At 50.6% G+C, this 17,133-nt stretch carries 16 protein-coding genes and 1 pseudogene; 5 read left to right on the forward strand and 12 right to left on the reverse strand.

Annotated features, from left to right (window positions below; translation table 11 throughout):
- Positions 1-53 precede the first annotated feature (53 nt).
- Genes pfkB through NSQ39_RS16650 form a run of 4 tightly spaced genes read left to right on the forward strand, consistent with a single transcriptional unit; the run spans position 54 to position 3,729 of the window.
- Positions 54-968: a 1-phosphofructokinase gene (pfkB, locus tag NSQ39_RS16635; protein WP_175075485.1), complete on the forward strand. Its 915-nt coding sequence runs from the start codon at positions 54-56 to the stop codon at positions 966-968.
- A 14-nt stretch (positions 969-982) separates the two neighbouring features.
- Positions 983-2,386, forward strand: coding sequence for a PTS fructose transporter subunit IIC (locus NSQ39_RS16640; protein WP_175075486.1), 1,404 nt, complete (start codon positions 983-985; stop codon positions 2,384-2,386).
- Between the two features lie 6 nt (positions 2,387-2,392).
- Positions 2,393-2,851 carry a PTS sugar transporter subunit IIA gene (locus tag NSQ39_RS16645; protein ID WP_046129203.1) on the forward strand — a complete coding sequence of 153 codons (459 nt, stop codon included), beginning with the start codon at positions 2,393-2,395 and terminating at the stop codon, positions 2,849-2,851.
- A gap of 26 nt (positions 2,852-2,877) precedes the next feature.
- On the forward strand, positions 2,878-3,729 hold the full coding sequence (locus tag NSQ39_RS16650) for a tagatose bisphosphate family class II aldolase (RefSeq protein ID WP_175075487.1): 852 nt from the start codon (positions 2,878-2,880) through the stop codon (positions 3,727-3,729).
- A gap of 146 nt (positions 3,730-3,875) precedes the next feature.
- Here the strand turns inward: NSQ39_RS16650 and NSQ39_RS16655 are convergent, their stop codons facing one another.
- The 9 genes and pseudogenes from NSQ39_RS16655 to NSQ39_RS16695 form a co-directional block, all read right to left on the reverse strand.
- Entirely contained in the window at positions 3,876-6,311 is a 2,436-nt protein-coding gene (locus tag NSQ39_RS16655) for a heavy metal translocating P-type ATPase (RefSeq protein ID WP_175075488.1), read from the reverse strand.
- 77 nt (positions 6,312-6,388) lie between these two features.
- Positions 6,389-6,598, reverse strand: coding sequence for a copper chaperone CopZ (copZ, locus tag NSQ39_RS16660; protein ID WP_046129200.1), 210 nt, complete (start codon positions 6,596-6,598; stop codon positions 6,389-6,391).
- Positions 6,599-6,685: 87 nt separating this feature from the next.
- Positions 6,686-6,979 carry a copper-sensing transcriptional repressor CsoR gene (gene csoR / locus NSQ39_RS16665; protein WP_046129199.1) on the reverse strand — a complete coding sequence of 98 codons (294 nt, stop codon included), beginning with the start codon at positions 6,977-6,979 and terminating at the stop codon, positions 6,686-6,688.
- A gap of 103 nt (positions 6,980-7,082) precedes the next feature.
- Positions 7,083-7,634 carry a DJ-1/PfpI family protein gene (locus tag NSQ39_RS16670; RefSeq protein WP_175075490.1) on the reverse strand — a complete coding sequence of 184 codons (552 nt, stop codon included), beginning with the start codon at positions 7,632-7,634 and terminating at the stop codon, positions 7,083-7,085.
- Positions 7,635-7,703: 69 nt separating this feature from the next.
- Positions 7,704-8,465, reverse strand: coding sequence for a DeoR/GlpR family DNA-binding transcription regulator (locus NSQ39_RS16675; protein WP_175075492.1), 762 nt, complete (start codon positions 8,463-8,465; stop codon positions 7,704-7,706).
- A 75-nt stretch (positions 8,466-8,540) separates the two neighbouring features.
- Positions 8,541-10,031 carry an FGGY-family carbohydrate kinase gene (locus NSQ39_RS16680; RefSeq protein ID WP_175075494.1) on the reverse strand — a complete coding sequence of 497 codons (1,491 nt, stop codon included), beginning with the start codon at positions 10,029-10,031 and terminating at the stop codon, positions 8,541-8,543.
- Positions 10,028-11,249: pseudogene (gene rhaI / locus NSQ39_RS16685) on the reverse strand (L-rhamnose isomerase). The gene NSQ39_RS16680 and the pseudogene rhaI overlap by 4 nt, the downstream one beginning before the upstream one ends.
- On the reverse strand, positions 11,242-11,631 hold the full coding sequence (locus NSQ39_RS16690; RefSeq protein ID WP_175075495.1) for a sensory rhodopsin transducer: 390 nt from the start codon (positions 11,629-11,631) through the stop codon (positions 11,242-11,244). Before NSQ39_RS16690 ends, rhaI begins: the two are co-directional and overlap by 8 nt.
- A gap of 53 nt (positions 11,632-11,684) precedes the next feature.
- Entirely contained in the window at positions 11,685-13,754 is a 2,070-nt protein-coding gene (locus NSQ39_RS16695) for a bifunctional aldolase/short-chain dehydrogenase (protein WP_175075496.1), read from the reverse strand.
- 186 nt (positions 13,755-13,940) lie between these two features.
- On the opposite strand from NSQ39_RS16695, the gene NSQ39_RS16700 reads away from it, so the two are divergent.
- Entirely contained in the window at positions 13,941-15,128 is a 1,188-nt protein-coding gene (locus NSQ39_RS16700) for an MFS transporter (protein ID WP_175075498.1), read from the forward strand.
- Positions 15,129-15,154: 26 nt separating this feature from the next.
- Here NSQ39_RS16700 and NSQ39_RS16705 read toward each other — a convergent pair whose 3' ends face one another.
- From NSQ39_RS16705 to NSQ39_RS16715, 3 genes are read right to left on the reverse strand one after another with little or no spacing between them, the layout of a single operon-like run.
- A complete protein-coding gene (locus NSQ39_RS16705) occupies positions 15,155-15,391 on the reverse strand; it encodes a hypothetical protein (RefSeq protein ID WP_236809577.1) in 237 nt (78 codons plus the stop codon).
- Positions 15,331-15,828: a Type 1 glutamine amidotransferase-like domain-containing protein gene (locus tag NSQ39_RS16710; protein ID WP_254416469.1), complete on the reverse strand. Its 498-nt coding sequence runs from the start codon at positions 15,826-15,828 to the stop codon at positions 15,331-15,333. Before NSQ39_RS16710 ends, NSQ39_RS16705 begins: the two co-directional genes overlap by 61 nt.
- A gap of 14 nt (positions 15,829-15,842) precedes the next feature.
- The gene (locus NSQ39_RS16715; protein WP_175075500.1) at positions 15,843-17,057 is read right to left on the reverse strand and encodes an MFS transporter; all 1,215 of its coding nucleotides are present in this window, start codon (positions 17,055-17,057) and stop codon (positions 15,843-15,845) included.
- Positions 17,058-17,133: the final 76 nt, after the last annotated feature.

The raw sequence follows: 17,133 nt of genomic DNA on the forward strand, positions 1-17,133 counted from the left end.
CCTTTTATCTGTGACATAATGTCTGTGAAGTCATAGATAAAGGGGGGAACAACATGATCTATACATGCACGATGAATACCGCCGTTGATCTGTTTGTTGAAACAGACGATTTGCTTCCCGATATTGTCAACCGCACGAAAGATGAAGATTACCAGCCAAACGGAAAAGGCGTCAATATTTCTTTTATGCTCAAGCGCCTCGGCCTCGACAATACGGCGCTCGGCTTTACGGGCGGGTTCACGGGGCGATTTATCGAAGATGAGCTGAAGAGAGAAAACATCGCGACCGATTTTGTAAAGGTTGACGGCATTTCCCGGATTAATATTTTTATCAACTCAGACCGCGAATTCAAAATCGTCAACAAAGGCCCGTTCATATCAGAAACCAAGACGCAAGAATTGATTGATAAAATACGGAAGATTCCCTCAGGGCATTTTTTATTCATTTCCGGCAGCCTTCCAAAAGGCATCCGGGAAAGCATTTATCCTGTTCTTTCCGACATTGCCGCAACGCGGAGGATAAAGCTCGTGTTGGATATCAGCTCGCCGGCGCTTCTCGACTGCCTTCCGTACCGCCCTTACCTGATCAAGCCGAACGAACAGGAGCTGGCCGCTTTTTTCGGACAAAAGAAAGCGTTGTCAGAAGAAGAAGTGATCAGTTACGGAGGCAAGCTTCTCACCCGGGGAGCCGAGCGGGTCCTCGTCACCCGCGGAAAAGACGGCGCAATATATTTTGACCGAAGCAAGACATTAAAGGTGACATCCGCCGAAGGCAAAGTCGTCAATACCGCATGTGCGGGCGACGCGATGCTGGCAGTGTTCATCGGCAAACAGGAGCTCGGCATGCCTCTTGAAGACGCTTTAAAACAGGCGTCTGCCGCAGGAGCGCTGACGGCATTTTCAAAAGGGCTCGGCGATTTATCCAGGCTCGATGAGACGGTTTCACAAATCAGGATCACCCATTTATAAAGGAGGTTTTCAGCATGGCAAACATCAAAATCATCGCTGCGACAGGCTGTCCGACCGGTATCGCCCATACGTTTATGGCGGAAGAGGCTTTAAAACAGGCCGCCGCGAAGCTTTGCGTCGACATCAAAGTGGAAACCCACGGCCAGGTCGGCGTCCAAAATGAGCTGACGGCTGCCGACATCAAACAGGCCGACGGTGTAATCGTTGCCGCGGACAAGGATGTGGGCGCCGACCGTTTTAAAGGCAAGCCCGTCCTCGACGTTCCCGTCGCCCGCGGAATCCGGGATGCGGAGGCGCTCATTCAGACGATTATCGACGGAAAAGCGCCGGTCTACGGCAAGCAAGAAGCCGAAAAAACGGAAGCTGACATCAATGTCAGCGAGTCCGGTTCGGCGGGGCGGAAAATATATAAACATTTGATGAACGGCGTTTCCCACATGCTCCCGTTTGTCGTCGGCGGCGGGGTGTTGATCGCGCTTTCGTTTCTCTTCGGCATCCATTCTGCCGATCCTAAGCATCCAAGCTACAATGCGTTTGCCGAACTGTTAAACAAGACGGGGGCCTTCGGCTTCCAGCTGATGGTTCCGATCCTTTCGGCGTATATCGCCGATTCGATGGCCAAACGCCCCGGTCTGATCGTCGGCTTTATCGGCGGAATGATCGCAAGCACGGGCGGAGCCGGCTTTTTGGGCGGAATCGTCTCCGGGTTTTTAGCCGGGCTGATCATCTTCGGCCTATCCTATGTATTGAAAAACATGCCGCAATCTCTTGAAGGATTAAAAGCGATCTTTCTTTATCCCGTTCTCGGCATTTTCCTTATCGGAGCCGTAATGTTCGTATTAGTGGAGCCGATGACCGCCATCAATGAAGGCATGAAGGATTTTTTAGCCGATTTTCAAGGAGCGAACCCCGTCATTCTCGGCCTTATCATCGGCTGTATGTCCGCGTTTGACATGGGGGGACCGGTCAATAAAGCGGCGTACGTCACAGGCACCGCGCTGCTTGCCGAAGGGAACCAATATTTTATGGCAGGCGTTTCAGCCGCATGCATCACACCGCCCCTCGTCATTGCTTTTGCGACTTTGTTTTTCCGGAAGTATTTCAGCCAGCAGGACCGGAATGCGGGCCTTGTCAATTTTATACTCGGCGCCACCCATATTACCGAAGGTGCAATCCCGTTCGCCGCAAAAAAACCGATCCCTGTCATCCCGATTTTGATGATCGGTTCGTCGGTATCGGCCATTTTAACGTATTCGTTCGCCGTTCAAGTCCCGGCCCCGCACGGCGGATTCCTCGTCCTTCCCGTCGTAAACGGAGCGTTTCAATGGGTGCTGTCGATTATCATCGGATCGCTCATCGGGGCATTCTTGTACGGCTTTTATCAAAAACGGATATATGAAAAAACGGAGAAAGGCTGATCGAACATGAACACAGCAGTTTTTTTTAAAAAAGAACACATCTATCTACATGAAACATTGTCCACGCAAGCCGAAGCTTTTGACCGGCTCGCTCAGATTGCTTTCGAATCAGGGGTTGCCGCAACAAAACAAGCCGTCGTTCACGGACTTTTGAAACGGGAATCAGAAAGCACGACCGGTTTTATCGACGGATTCGCCATTCCTCACGCAAAGCTTGAGGATATCACAGAACCGGCCGTATTGATCATCAAAAATGAAACAGGGATCGAATGGAACTCTCTTGACGGAAGCCCAGTCACGTTTATCATTGCGCTTTTCGTCCCTGATGCCGAGGCGAACAGCACGCATCTGAATCTGTTGTCATCCCTGTCCCGCATGCTCGTTCACGAAGACGTGAGGAAACTTCTGCTCAAGGCGGAGAGCTCTGAAGACATCCAGCACACCATCGCAAGCTATTTATCTTAAATTCTTTTAAGAAAGAAGGAATCGGAATGCTGACAAATACGAAGAAAATGCTGCTGGACGCACAGACAAACGGCTATGCTGTCCCAGCCTTCAACATTCATAATCTCGAAACCGTGCAGGCTGTGACAGAAACGGCGGAAGCCCTCAGGTCTCCCGTGATTCTTGCGGCTACACCGGGAACATTCAGCTATGCCGGCCGCGATTACATCCAGGCGATTGCAGAGACCGCAGCAGCGCGCTGCACGATCCCGGTCGCCCTCCATCTTGACCACCACGAAGAAATCGATGATATTCGCGAGTCTTTGCGGTTGGGAACGAAGTCTGTGATGATCGATGCTTCCCATCATCCGTTTGAAGAAAATGCCGCAATCGTAGAGAAAGTCGTTCAGTATGCAAAGCAAAAAGACGCCACCGTCGAAGCGGAGCTCGGACGGCTCGGCGGACAGGAAGACGATCTTGTCGTGGATGAAGCGGACGCGTATTACACCGATCCGGATGCGGCGAAGGAATTTGTCGACAGGACAGGGATCGACTCGCTGGCCGTTGCGATCGGCACTGCCCACGGCCTTTATGCGTCAGAGCCGAAAATCGATTTTGACCGGCTGGCCGACATCCAAAAACGCGTCTCGATCCCGCTCGTGCTGCACGGCGCATCAGGCATTCCTGAACAAGACGTGCGAAGGTGCATCAAACTGGGGTGTGCCAAAGTAAATATCGCGACAGAATTAAAAATCCCGTTTTCCGATAAGCTGCGCCGTTTTCTAAACGAACATCCCGATGCGAGCGATCCGAGAAAATATATGGCTCCCGCGAAAGAAGCGATGAAAAAGATCGTCGAAGAAAAAATCAATATGTGCATGAGCAACGGAAGATATTAACGGTACAAACAAAAAACAGGCCCGCTTGTTTCGCGCGCCTGTTTTTCTTTTATTCTCTATTTAGCCTGAAAACATGCTGTACACGCCGATCACAAGCCCGATATAAACGATCGCCGAAACGCCCCAGATCAGCACGTTTCTGTTTTTCAAGATGGATTCCTCCAATCGAGTTTCACCTTTTGCAGTCTGAGGGCATTGAGAACAACCGATACAGAGCTGAACGCCATAGCAGCGCCGGCAACCCACGGGGCCAAAAATCCGAGCGCGGCGAACGGAATGCCGATGCTGTTGTAAGCGAACGCCCAGAACAGGTTTTGTTTAATATTTTTGATCGTGAGCTTGCTCATCATGATCGCGTCGGCGATGCTGTTTAAATCGCCGCGGATCAGCGTAATGTCAGCCGCTTCCATTGCGACATCTGCCCCTGTGCCGATCGCCATTCCAGTATCGGCCGCCGCCAAGGCGGGTGCATCATTGATGCCGTCGCCGACCATCGCGACTTTTTTCCCCTGTGCTTGAAGCTTTTTGATTTCTTCCGCTTTCCCTTCAGGGAGCACCTCGGCTACCACATGCTCAATTTCCGCTTCGGCGGCAATCGCTTCAGCCGTCCGGCGGTTGTCTCCGGTGATCATGACGACCGTAAGCCCCATACCTTTGAGCCTTTTGATCGCTTCTTTTGACGTATCCTTGATCGTGTCCGCCACAGCAATCAATCCAGCATACCGGCCGCCGACGGCCACAAGCATCGCCGTTTTCCCTTGTCCTTCGAGCTTCTCCATCTCGCCGAGAACGCTTGAGACATCGATCCCCTGCCGTTCGAAAAGGCGTCTCGTCCCGATCAGCACCTGCTGTTCGCCGACGGTTGCTTTAATACCGTATCCGGGTATCGCTTCAAAGCTGCTTGCATCGATGATATCGATCCCTTTTTGTCTGACACCTTCAACGATCGCTTCGGCAAGCGGATGCTCGGAACGGTTTTCAGCCGAGCCGGCCAATTTGAGAAACTCGGTCTCATTCAGCCATGATGCAGGGCGTACATCCGTAAGCTCCGGCTTTCCGTTTGTGACCGTTCCCGTTTTATCGAGAACGACCGTATCGATGCGGTGAGCCGTCTCTAAATGCTCCCCGCCTTTAAACAAAATGCCGTATTCGGCTGCCCGTCCGGAACCAGCCATAATCGACGTCGGCGTTGCCAGCCCGAGCGCACACGGACATGCGATGACGAGCACAGCGATCAGACTTTCAAGCGCCGTGCTGAATTCGCCGGGACTGACAAACGCATACCAGACGAAAAACGTGATGATGGCAATCGCGACGACAATCGGCACAAAGACCCCGGAAATCCGGTCGGCAAGCCGTTGAATCGGCGCTTTTGATCCTTGCGCTTCTTCGACCACTTTGATAATCTGCGCTAAAGCCGTGTCTTTCCCTACTTTTTCGGCTTTGATTTTCAAAAAGCCGTTTTTATTCATCGTAGCGCCGATGACTTTATCACCAGCCGCTTTGTCGACGGGGATGCTTTCACCGGTAATCATCGATTCATCCAACGCTGAGCGGCCTTCGACGATCTCTCCGTCAGCCGGAATTTTTTCTCCCGGTTTGACAAGCATGATGTCGCCTGCCAGCACTTGTTCGATCGGCACTGTCATTTCTTCGCCGTTTCTGATGACGGTCGCTGTTTTGGCCTGCAGCCCCATCAGCTTCTTGATCGCTTCGGATGAACGGCCTTTCGCTTTCGCTTCAAACAGCTTACCCAAGACGATCAACGTCAGCAGGATCGCGCTTGTTTCATAATAGAGACCCTCCGGATGCCGATTGGTTCCGAGGCTTGCAATACTTATATAAAGACTGTAAAAATAAGCTGCCGACGTCCCGAGCGCGACGAGGACATCCATGTTGGCGCTCTTGTTCCGCAGCGCTTTATAGGCGCCGACGTAAAACTGTCTGCCGACGATCAATTGTACCGGCGTAGCCAGGGCCAATTGCACCCACGGATCCATCAGCATGCCGGGCAGCCAAATAAATGACGTGAATTTGAAATGGCTGACCATCGCCCAAAGCAGCGGAAAAGACAAAATCGCGGAAAAAATGAATTTTCCTGTCTGTTGCTGAATCTCTTTTTTCCGCTGCTCAAGAGCGCCGTCCGCGCTTTGGTCTTCTTTTAATTCAAGCTTGTAGCCGAGCTTTTCGATAACTTCTTTCATATCATCGACAGTCACGGCTCCGGGAAGATATGCAACCGACACTGTTTCAAGGGCAAAATTGACAGGTGCGCTCTCTACGCCCGGCAGTTTTTCCAGCCGTTTTTCGATCCGGTTCGCGCAGGCGGCGCATGTCATTCCCGAAATCGCAAACTCGGCTTTTTCGGCCGGTACGCGGTAGCCGAGCGATTCAACCTTTTCAGCCAGCTGTCCGACTCCGATTTGCGCCGGGTCATAGACGATTTTCGATTTTTCCAGCGCCAAATTCACATTTGCATCCTCAACCCCGTCAAGCTTTTTTAAGCCTTTTTCGATTCGGGCCGCACACGCGGCGCACGTCATTCCTGATATTTGAAGTGTAGCTTCTTTGCGTTCGCTCATATCGTTCACTCCTTATATACCCCTATCGGGTATATATTCAGCAGAAAAAACCGCGCTTGAAAAGCGCGCGTTTTCCCTTATCCTTCGACATCATACCCTTGATCCTCGATCACATCAGCGATCTCTTTCAGTGATACTTTAGCAGAATCAAATGAAACATCAACTTTTCCGCCGGCCAAATCGACTTTGACGGATTCGACGCCGGCCAATTTTCCGACGCTTCCTTCAACCGCCTGAACACAGTGGTTGCAGGACATTCCTTTTACATCAAGCGTTTTTTGTTCCATTATTCAAATACCTCCCTAAGGTTTTCTGATGTTGCTCAATTACAGATTACCATACCCCTGTAGGGTATTTAAAGAGAACATTCTTCATCACGATTTTGAAAACCGTTTAAATACATCAAGCAGCTCTTCGATGGCTTCTTCGCCTTTTCCGCTTTGAATCGCATTGGCCACGCAATGATGCGTATGATTTTCCAGCAGGCTGAACGCCACCTTTTGCATCGCGGCCTGAACCGCAGAAATTTGCACGAGTATATCGACGCAGTAGCGGTCGTTTTCAATCATGTTTTGAATGCCCCTGACTTGCCCTTCGATCCTTTTTAACCGGTTTGTGATCTGCTCTTTTTCTTTTGAGCTTTTCGGATTCAGCTTATGTTCCGACATTGGGACACCTCACTTTCATTATTCTTTCCAATTGTACCGATGATACTATTATAAAACGTAAACACAGATCGTGTCTAAAAAAGATAACCCCAAATGCTCGGGGTTATCCTCTAAGGCGTTTGAAAAATTCTCTCATAAACTCGGGAAGATTGGACCAATCGTGTCCTGAAACAAGGTTCCCGTCAACATGCAGCTTTTCTTCGATATACGTCGCGCCTGATGCTTCGACTTCAGGCTTGCAGGCAATGTAAGCCGTCAGCTCGCGTCCTTTCAGATGTTCTCTCAAGCTGGTGAAAATCAGGCTTGCGTGACAAATGGCGCCGACCGGCTTATTTTCCTCAAAGAAATGGGCGACGATCTTTAACAATGAGTCATACATCCGGATAAATTCAGGCGCGCGGCCGCCCGGAATGATGATGCCGTCGTATTCGGAAGGGGCGATGTCGTCAAACGATGCGTGCGCCTCAATTAAATAGCCCGTTTTTTCGGTGTATGTATCCCAATCTAAGAAGTCGTGGACGACCGTATGGATTTTTTTCTTTTTCGGCGCAGCAATCGTTACGTCAAAGCCCTCTTCCAAACAGCGGTAGTACGGATAATACACTTCCAGCGCTTCGACAGCGTCACCTGTCACAATCAATACCTTTTTTGCCATCAAAAACATCTCCTTTCTTATTTTCCCTTTTATTGTAACCAATTCGCGCCTTTTTTGAAAACCAAGTGCTCAGCCGACAATTGTGACGGCTTCTGTTTTTTCCTTCAATGCGGCAAGCGATTCTTTGTCGATGCCGGAATCGGTAATAATCATGTGCTCATCCCGAAGCTGATCGATTTGCGAAAACGCCCGCTTGCCGAATTTGCTGCTGTCCGCCATGACAATCGTTTGATCGGCGATATCGATCATCCGCTTTTTCAAAAGGGCCTGCCATTCGTTTGAATCGCTAAGTCCGCTTGCAGGGTCGACGCCTTTGCACGAAATGAAGGTTTTATTCACATGGTACATCTCAAGGGATCTCTCCGCCAGCGGCCCGACGAATGACATCGATTGCGGAAGCAGCATCCCGCCGCTTGAGATCACCGTGATTTTGTCCTTTTTGCTTAGCTCCATCGCCACCCTGACGGAATTGGTAATAACGGTAAGAGGGATGTTCTCCAGCGTTTTGGCCATATACCACGCCGTTGTGCTGGCATCGAGAATGATCCGTTCGCCGCTTTCTACGAGCTTGACCGCTTCATAGGCTATCATCTTTTTTTCGACAACATTCGTAATTTCCCGCTCCCGAAAATGCACTTCAGGCTCTTCTGTCTGTACGCTGACTGCCCCTCCATGGCTTCTTTTCAGCTTGTTTTCTTTCTCAAGCTTTTCCAAATCGCGCCTGATCGTTTCTTCCGTCACGGAAAAGAGCTCGCTCAATTCTGTGACGCGTACGCTCGAGCGCAGATTGACAAGTTCGACGATTTTTTGATGTCTTTCAGCTACAAGCATCCTTTACTTCCTTCCTCTACGCAAAATCACTGTTTCTTCCATCATAGCGCATAAGCGCCGAACCGGGAAACGTTTTTAACGCTTTCCGCCGGCAGCAGCGCCTAAAATATGCTCTGTAAAATGCCGGTACGCTTTCTCCCAGGCCGCTGTATCTTTAGGAGCGTACGTTTTTTGGGAAAAGGATTTCTTGATGGCCCGCCTCGCATCCCAAACATCCCAAAACATCCCGAGTGCGATCGCCTGAACCGCGATGTTGCCGATCGCACTCGCCTCGGAAGGACCCGCCCAAACCTTTCTCGCCAATACATTCGCTGTATACTGGCAAAGCAGTTCATTGCGAATGCCGCCACCAACCATGTGAAGCCCCTCGTATTCCTTCCCTGTCAACGCCTCGATCCGTTCCAGGATAAAGCGGTATTTCAACGCAAGGCTCTCCAGCACACAGCGGATGATCGCACCCGGTGTTTCCGGAACGTTTTGATCCGTCTTTCGGCAGAAGTCTTTGATCGCCTCAGGCATATTGACGGGATTGAGGAACATTTCATGATCCGGGTCAATCCATGACCTAAACCCGTCAGCCTGTCCGGCAAGCTTCACAAGCTCCCCGCTCGCATACCGCTTTCCGTCTTTCTCCCAATCCGCCTGGCAGCGCTGAAAGATCCACAGCCCCATAATGTTTTTCAAAAGGCGGTACGTCCCGCCGACGCCGCCCTCATTTGTGAAGTTCCAATCGAGCGCCTGTTGTGTCATAAGCGGCTTATCAAGCTCGGTCCCGATCAGCGACCACGTCCCGCAAATGAAGTAAGCGAATTCCTTTGTTTCGGCGGGAATGCCTACAACAGCCGATGCCGTATCATGTTCGCCGACGGCGATGACGGGAGCTGCCGGGACGCCCAGTTCCTCGCATACAGACGGCATGAGCCGCCCCGCTTCATCGCCAGGCTTCAGGAAATCTTTTGGAAAAATCGCAGCCGGCAGACCGAGAAGGCTGATCAGCTCCCAATCCCAGCCCGAGGTGTTCGGATTGAAAAGCTGGGTCGTCGTTGCATTTGTAAATTCGCTTTTTTTCTCGCCTGTTAGAAAATAGCGCAGCAAATCGGGAATCATTAAAAGCGTCTCTGCCCGTTCCAAAAGGGACGGTTTTGCTTTTTTCAGCGCATAAAGCTGATACATTGTGTTAAATGGCAAAAGCTGAATGCCTGTGTGCGAAAATATCTTTTCCTTGCCGAGGACATCCAATACTTCTTCCATAATACCGTCAGTATGGGGATCGCGGTAATGATATGGGTTGCCCAAAAGCTCCCCGTTTTGATCGAGGAGGCCGAAATCGACCGCCCACGAATCGATCCCGATGCAGCTGATGCGGCCGCAATCGTTTTTCGCTTTTAAGATGCCTTGCTTGATTTCGTGAAAAAGGCGGAGAATGTCCCAATAAAGGTGCCGTCCCGCCTGCACAGGCTGATTTGGGAAACGGTGGATTTCCTCCGCTTTAATCAGTCCGCCGTCGACATGCCCGCTGAAGGCTCTGCCGCTTCCCGCCCCAAGATCAAACGCGAGGATCGTCACCAGCTTGCACCGCCTTTGCCGCGCGCCAGAATTTTATCCGCATATCCGCTTTCCTGATAAGCTGCAAGCGGTTCGGCCGGAACGTTCATCTCCTCACGCACCGCATACAGAAGCGGTCTGACATCGATTTCAAACGCTTCGCGGACGGCCGCCTCGCAAGCGAGTACATCACCTTTTTCCTGCCCCTTTTTGACTTCGTCATAGTTGATGAGAAGCGCTTTTGCATAGTATGTCTGCACATTCATGACCGAGCGGATCACCGCCGGAATTTTCGGTTCAAGATTGTGGCACTGATCAAGCATATATGCAATGTTTTCGGCTGTTTTCCTGACATGTTGGTCAGAGTCCTGTAAAGCATCCAAAATTTGATAAAAAATGAGAAACAGCTCATACGGATTGTGCGCACCGACGATTAAATCGTCATCCGCGTATTTGCGGCTGTTGAAATGAAAGCCTCCCAAACGGCGTTCATCGAGCAAATAAGCGACGATATGTTCAATGTTTACGCCCTGGGCGTGGTGGCCGGTGTCTACGAGCACTTCAGCCTGCGGGCCGAGCTTTTGAGCGAGATTGTAAGCCATTCCCCAATCCGCCAGATCGGTATGGTAAAAAGCCGGTTCAAAAAATTTATACTCGATCAACAGGCGCATGTCGTCTTCAAGCGCAGCATACATGTCAGAAAGGCATTCATACATCCAGTGCTTCCGCTTTCTGATGTCCGCCTGGCCGGGATAGTTGGTTCCGTCGGCAAGCCAGAGGCTTAATTCCTTTGACCCCGTCTGCCTTGCGATATCGATGCATTCAAGCAGATGGGCGGTCGCTTTTCTGCGAATAGCGGAGCTTGCGTTTGTGATGCTTCCGAATTTATAATCATCGTCTTGGAACAGGTTCGGATTGACTGCTCCGATTGCAATTCCGAGTTCTTCGGCATGCACTTTTAATTTGGAATAATCGTCAACCTGATCCCACGGAATATGAATCGCAACGGTCGGACAAACGCCGGTCAGCTTATGGACGACGGCTGCATCCTCCATTTTTTCGAATGGGTTCCTCGGCACGCCTTCCTGCTGAAAGACTTTAAAGCGCGTACCCGAGTCGCCGTATCCCCATGAAGGCGTTTCTATTTTAAGCGCTTTCATTTTTTTCTTTTACTTCATACAGATTGATCCCTCTGTCTTTTTGCTGCTGTTCAAATGCGGCGTAAATACGATCATTCATGTACACTCATCCCCCTGTTTGTTGTTAGCGGATACGCCATCGTCGACATTAAAGCCAGCTCAGGCTGGGTGGCGTCCAGCCTGCTGTACTGGACGATCACGGGTACATCGCTTTTGATTTCGATGGCATACGGAACATTTTCAGGAATCCGTTCTCCCGATGCTTGAAGCGAGCTTGTGCGAATATGCTTTGTTCTTCTTCCTTTGACGGTCTCGGCTATCCCCTCAAGCGGCGGACGGTCTTCGAAAAAGGCGGTGATGGCAAGATGTGCATCTTTCCCGTTGCAATTTAAGACGCATATCGATTCATGGCTCGTCAGACTGCCTGAGCTTGCCGGCGGGATAAATCCGTCCGGAATGATCCAATGACGCTCTCCTTTCATCTCCCGTTTCCCCCTTGTTTTTGAAAAAGGCGGCTCCTCTGCCGCCTTTTCGGTTATCTTGCAAATGCGGCAGGTACGCCTCCGTCGACAGTCAGCATGCACCCCGTCGTTTTGGCCGATTTTCCTGAGGCAAAGTAAGCGATCGCTTCGGCAATATCGGCCGGATAAATGTTTACGGAAAGAGCGGTCCGCTTCCTGTAATGCTCTTCGAGTTCATCTGGCCCGATTCCGTAGGCAGCAGCCCTTTCCTCGCGCCATTTCGAATCCCAGATCGCCGACCCTTGCAGAACGGCGTCAGGCAGAACAGAGTTCACGCGGATGCCGTATGATCCGCCTTCTGCGGCGATGCATCTCGCCAAATGGACTTCAAGCGCTTTAGCGGAGCTGTAGGCGGCGGCATTTTTGCCGGCATAGACCGAGTTTTTCGATCCGACAAACACCATGCTCCCGCCGAGGTTTTGTTTTTTCATTTGTTTAAAAGCTTCTCGGGCGACCAGGAAATATCCTGTACCCAAAACGTCCATATTCAAGTTCCATTCCTGCAGACTCGTTTCATCGATCGGGCTTGACGTCGCAAGCCCGGCATTGTTGACGACGATGTCAATGCCGCCGTAACGCAAAGCGCTTTCCCTGAAAGCCGCCTGAACCTCGTCTTCTTTCGTGACATCCAGTTTAACGGCGGACGCCCTGCCTTCGCCGTATTGTTCATTAATCGCCCGCGCCGTTTTTTCTGCGCCTTCGATGTTGATGTCTGCGACAACGACATGCGCCCCAACGGAAGCAAGCCTGCGGCACGTCTCGCTGCCGATTCCGCCGGCGCCGCCCGTCACAAAAGCGGTCTTGCGGGAAAATTCAGCTTCCGGAGGAGCGAGCGTTAATTTGTAGAGCTCAAGCGGCCAGTATTCAATGCGGTAGGATTCTTCTTCATTGAGAGAAACAAAGTTTCCCAGCGCTTCCGTCCCTTTCATGACGGCGATCGCCCGACGGTATAAATCCCTGCTCACTTTTGCTGCGGCAAGGCTTTTTCCCGATGCGACAAGTCCGAGCCCCGGGATCAGGATGACGCGGGGCGCAGGTTCAAACATTTCGTCGCCTTCCTGTTTGTTTCTCTCAAAGTAGGCTCTATATTCGTCTTTAAATTTGGCAATCTCTGTTTTTATCAATTCGATCAGGCGGTTCTGATCCTCTTCCGCCGGTTTCCACGGGATATACGCCGGGACGCGTTTTGTATGAACGAGGTGATCCGGACAGGCGGCGCCGATTTGCGAAAGCTCCGGGGCCTTTCTGCTGCCCGCGAACTCCAGCACATCTTCCGAATCGCAGTACGTCAGGAGCATTTGCTTCTGATCGCTGACGGCCCCGCGTATCACCGGCATGATGTCGGCGGCGATGCGCTTTCTCTCTTGGGCCGGCAACGGTTCATGCTGCTGTCCGCCGAATGGCTGATGTCCGGCAGAACGTCGCTCGATATAATCTTCCGCTTCGCGAATCACGGCAATCGTCCGGGCATAGCATTCTTTAGACGTCTTACCCCATGTGACGAGCCCGTGCTTCTCCATTAAAACAAGCTCGGCTTTCGGATTGTGTTTCACTCCTTCGGCGATCATTTTCGAGAGTTTGAAGCCCGGCCTTACATAAGGCACCCAGACAAAACGGTCTCCGAAAATCTCTTCGGCAATTTGCCTTCCGTTGTCTGCGCAGCAAATGCTGATGATTGCACCCGGGTGCGTATGATCCACATGCCGAAACGGCAAAAAAGCGTGCAAAAGCGTTTCGATTGACGGGCGCGGATGATTTTTATCGATCATGCAGTGTGATAAATAAGCTGTCATGTCTTCATCCGTCATGTCTTCGCGTTCAATCAGCGGACGGATATCGTCAAGCCTCAGCCCGGTAAAGTTAACCGCTTTCATTTTTGCCAAATCAGATCCGCTGCCTTTCACCCACATGACGTCGATGCTCCTGCCGCGAAAATCTGTTTCCGTCGTTTTCATCGACGTGTTGCCGCCGCCCCAATTGCAAACGGAACGGTCAGAGCCGATCAGGTTGGAGCGGTATACGAGTTCGTCTAGCCCCGGCGCCAATGCTGTTGCTTGATCATCGGACCATAAATATTCCACCATATCAATCACTCCGTTTTCGTTTGTTTATTTTTGTATATGTCTGTTTTAAGAGTATCATGTTTTTGTTTTTTTGTAATCGTTTTTTTGATATTCAGTTGAAACATATTCCATAAAAAAAAGCGGTTGAAATTCCTCCCATTATCTTTTACGATATAAACTCATGTTTTTTAAAGGAGGGATGAAGCGATGAACAGAAAACACAATGCGCCAATCAAGCTGATCATTATGATTTTTATGATCTGCACGTTTTCCATCGGCTTTACGGAATACGTCGTCATGGGCATTTTAACTTCTATTTCAAAGGATCTCTCTGTCCCGATTTCAGCGACAGGACTGTTGGTGACAGCTTACGCAGGAAGCGTCTGTCTGACGGGGCCGATCGTGACGCTTCTTTCGGTAAAGCTTCCGCGAAAGCCTGTATTGCTCGGCTTGATGGGCGTTTTCGTTTTGGCGAATACACTCAGTATATTTGCGCCAAACTTTACCGTTTTACTCATATCCAGACTTTTATCCGCATCCATTCACGGTGCATTTTTTGCAACGACGATGGTGTTCGTCAGCGAAATGGTATCGCCTGAAAAAAGGGCCGCTGCTGCTGCATCAATGAACGGCGGTTTGACGATCGCCCTGATGCTCGGCGTCCCATTCGGCTCCTATTTGGGTGACCTTTTCAGCTGGCGGATCGTCTTCTTCATGGTCGCACTTCTCGGCCTGATCGGCTTTTTCGGCATCCTGCTGACCGTACCGCACAAAAAGCCGAAAGTCGTGCCGAAATTGATCCATGAATGGGATGTCTTTAAAAATAAACAAGTCCTTTATTCCTTTGCCATCACCATCTTTGGCTATTCAGGCGTGTTCATCGCCTACACCTTCATCGAACCTATGCTGCGACACTCTGCCGGCTTTGGAAGCCTCGGCATTACGGCAGCCCTTTTCGCATACGGCTTCGGCGGTGTTGTCGGCAACTTCTATGCGGGAAAAGTGCCGTTTCACCTGTTGACCCGTTCTATGATCGGTGTCATGATCGCATTGATGTGCATTCTGGCGGCGTTTCCATTTGTTTCTGGACATCCGGCAGGCGCCATCATTGCGACTTTCTTATTCGGAGCGGGCGCGTTCGGAACGGTGCCGCTCTTGCAAACGAAAGTCGTTGCAGGATCTGAACACGGAACGACGATTGCAACTTCCGTCAGCATCGCCGCTTTCAACCTCGCCAACGCGCTCGGCGCATGGATCGGCGGCATCATTCTCGACGCCTCCAAATCCTACACATATCTCGCTACCGGAGGCGCCCTGATGACTGCATTCGGCTTAACGCTGACGATGTTCGCTTGTGCGTCCGAGAAAAAACAGGTGAACGAAGCCTGGGAATAGAGAGAAAAAAAGCTCCACATGCCGGTTCATGTGGAGCTTTTCTTTATAAAGTGATTCACATCGACAACGGTCTTGCTGTCTTCCGCAAATACACAGGCGGGCTTTGTTCCGATGACTTGCATTCTGCCACCGCCGGCCAAAATCGCCGTTTCCTCAGGCAATGAAATAACCGGCGTCCCATATTTCTTTATAAATGTATTGATCAGCGGGTCGTCTTCCCGATTGTAGTGGCACCAAATCGAATACCCGCCTGCAAGCCCCAACCGTCGAATTCATTTAAACCAACATTGTTGTCATCCATATGGGAACATGTCATGATATGTTTTCCGAGAATGATCGCGCCCGCGCTTCCGCCGTAGACAATCCCGCCCCGCTTTGCATAGCTTTGCAAAATATCGTTGAAACGGGTGTCTGTGACATGCTTCAATAAACGAAACGTATTTCCACCTCCGATATATACAGCAGAAAAGCGATCCAAATCCCGGAACCTCTTATTCTTTACGTCCGGCCACATGACGATGCCGTTTACGCCAAGCGGAGAGAAAACCCCTTTTATCCACTGAAAACAGCTGTCAAACCGTGAAGCCTCCATCGCCGCTGGAATATATAATAAAGGCTTCGCTTTATCGATTTCTTCAGCAAAACGCTGATCGATCATGCGGGTTTGGTCCCGGTCCCCGCCTCCGGAAAGAAACAGCATAATATCACTCCATTTCAGGAAGAACCGATTGTTTTTTGTCTCTGTTCGGTTTTCAGTCTGTACGCTTTCCCGATGACCGTCTCCATCACGAGCACAGCGCCCGCATACAGCGCTCCAAAACAGCAAAACACGGAGACAGACGGCAGCCGTTCCAGCAGAAATGCCGTTATCATCGGCCCGCACGCCATTCCGGTGTATCTGATGAAGTTAAACATTCCTAATGCACTGCCCCTGTTTTCCTCATATTCGTTTGCCACCACCGTCGAGAACAGCGGCGGAATAAGCCCCATCGCGATGCCAAAAAGGATAAGGGCGATGGACATGAAAAAAATCGAGAAGGTATGGGTGAATCCAAATATGACAATGCTTCCTGCAGCTGTTAGATTGCCGTACAAAAACAGCCGTCCAAGCGGCGCTTTCTTTTGAATCCATTTAAACAGCACGCTTCCGGCAATTGTGCTTCCAGCGATCGGCAAATAAAGCAAGCCGACCGTTTTCAGACTGAGATGATAGCTGTCAGTCAATAAAATAGGCAAATAGACGATAATTGAAAAATACACGAAAAAGATGAAAAAACTCAAACTAAACATCGCCTGTCCCGTCTTGTTTTTGAAAATGTCCTTGTAGCCGGAGAAGAGGCAGTTCGCAGTGATGCGCCCTTTCTTCCCCGGTTTTCTGTGAGGAACATACAGGGCGTTTACTAAAAACAGAATGGCGGATATTCCCGCCAAAAACCAAAAAACCCCTGGATAGCTGTATCGGTCGCCGATGAATCCCCCAAGTATCGGCGCCGCTGCGGGGGCGATGGATAACAGCATTTGATACGTCCCCATCGCGCTCGCCCGTTTTGTTCCTTCAAATAAACCGCTGATCGTTGTCGCAGCAATGAGAGGAAGGGCGGCGGTTCCCGCGGCCTGAAGCACCCTGAAAATCAGAAACAGCGTAAAGTCCTGAGCTGCGGCACAGCCGATGCTGGCTGCAGCCGTTACGGCGATGCCTGCCGTCATCACAAATCCTGCGCCTTTCCGATCAATCAGCGGACCGAGAATCATCTGCATCACTGCCGTCACGAAAATAAACAAAGTGACGGAAAGGTTCACCATTGGTGCGGAAACGCGGAACGAATCCATGATAAGAGGGATGATGGGCGAATAGATATTTTGGCTTAACGAAGCAAAAAACGCGCTGATGCAAACAGCATACATAATAAAAGATGGACTTGCTTTCATATGTTTCAACCTGAAAAACGCCTGCCTTTATTTTGATGATACGCGGACAGCAGGATGCCGCCATCCGCCCGTCTGA

The sequence above is a fragment of the Bacillus sp. FSL W8-0848 genome, from assembly GCF_038007805.1.
Lineage (GTDB): Bacteria > Bacillota > Bacilli > Bacillales > Bacillaceae > Bacillus > Bacillus glycinifermentans.

Bases quoted from the DNA above. Each gene is read 5' to 3' on its own strand.
- pfkB (WP_175075485.1), top strand. From the start codon at position 54: ATGATCTATACATGCACGATGAATACCGCCGTTGATCTGTTTGTTGAA.
- NSQ39_RS16640 (WP_175075486.1), top strand. From the start codon at position 983: ATGGCAAACATCAAAATCATCGCTGCGACAGGCTGTCCGACCGGTATC.
- NSQ39_RS16645 (WP_046129203.1), top strand. From the start codon at position 2,393: ATGAACACAGCAGTTTTTTTTAAAAAAGAACACATCTATCTACATGAA.
- NSQ39_RS16650 (WP_175075487.1), top strand. From the start codon at position 2,878: ATGCTGACAAATACGAAGAAAATGCTGCTGGACGCACAGACAAACGGC.
- NSQ39_RS16655 (WP_175075488.1), bottom strand. From the start codon at position 6,311: ATGAGCGAACGCAAAGAAGCTACACTTCAAATATCAGGAATGACGTGC.
- copZ (WP_046129200.1), bottom strand. From the start codon at position 6,598: ATGGAACAAAAAACGCTTGATGTAAAAGGAATGTCCTGCAACCACTGT.
- csoR (WP_046129199.1), bottom strand. From the start codon at position 6,979: ATGTCGGAACATAAGCTGAATCCGAAAAGCTCAAAAGAAAAAGAGCAG.
- NSQ39_RS16670 (WP_175075490.1), bottom strand. From the start codon at position 7,634: ATGGCAAAAAAGGTATTGATTGTGACAGGTGACGCTGTCGAAGCGCTG.
- NSQ39_RS16675 (WP_175075492.1), bottom strand. From the start codon at position 8,465: ATGCTTGTAGCTGAAAGACATCAAAAAATCGTCGAACTTGTCAATCTG.
- NSQ39_RS16690 (WP_175075495.1), bottom strand. From the start codon at position 11,631: ATGAAAGGAGAGCGTCATTGGATCATTCCGGACGGATTTATCCCGCCG.
- NSQ39_RS16695 (WP_175075496.1), bottom strand. From the start codon at position 13,754: ATGGTGGAATATTTATGGTCCGATGATCAAGCAACAGCATTGGCGCCG.
- NSQ39_RS16700 (WP_175075498.1), top strand. From the start codon at position 13,941: ATGAACAGAAAACACAATGCGCCAATCAAGCTGATCATTATGATTTTT.
- NSQ39_RS16710 (WP_254416469.1), bottom strand. From the start codon at position 15,828: ATGCTGTTTCTTTCCGGAGGCGGGGACCGGGACCAAACCCGCATGATC.
- NSQ39_RS16715 (WP_175075500.1), bottom strand. From the start codon at position 17,057: ATGAAAGCAAGTCCATCTTTTATTATGTATGCTGTTTGCATCAGCGCG.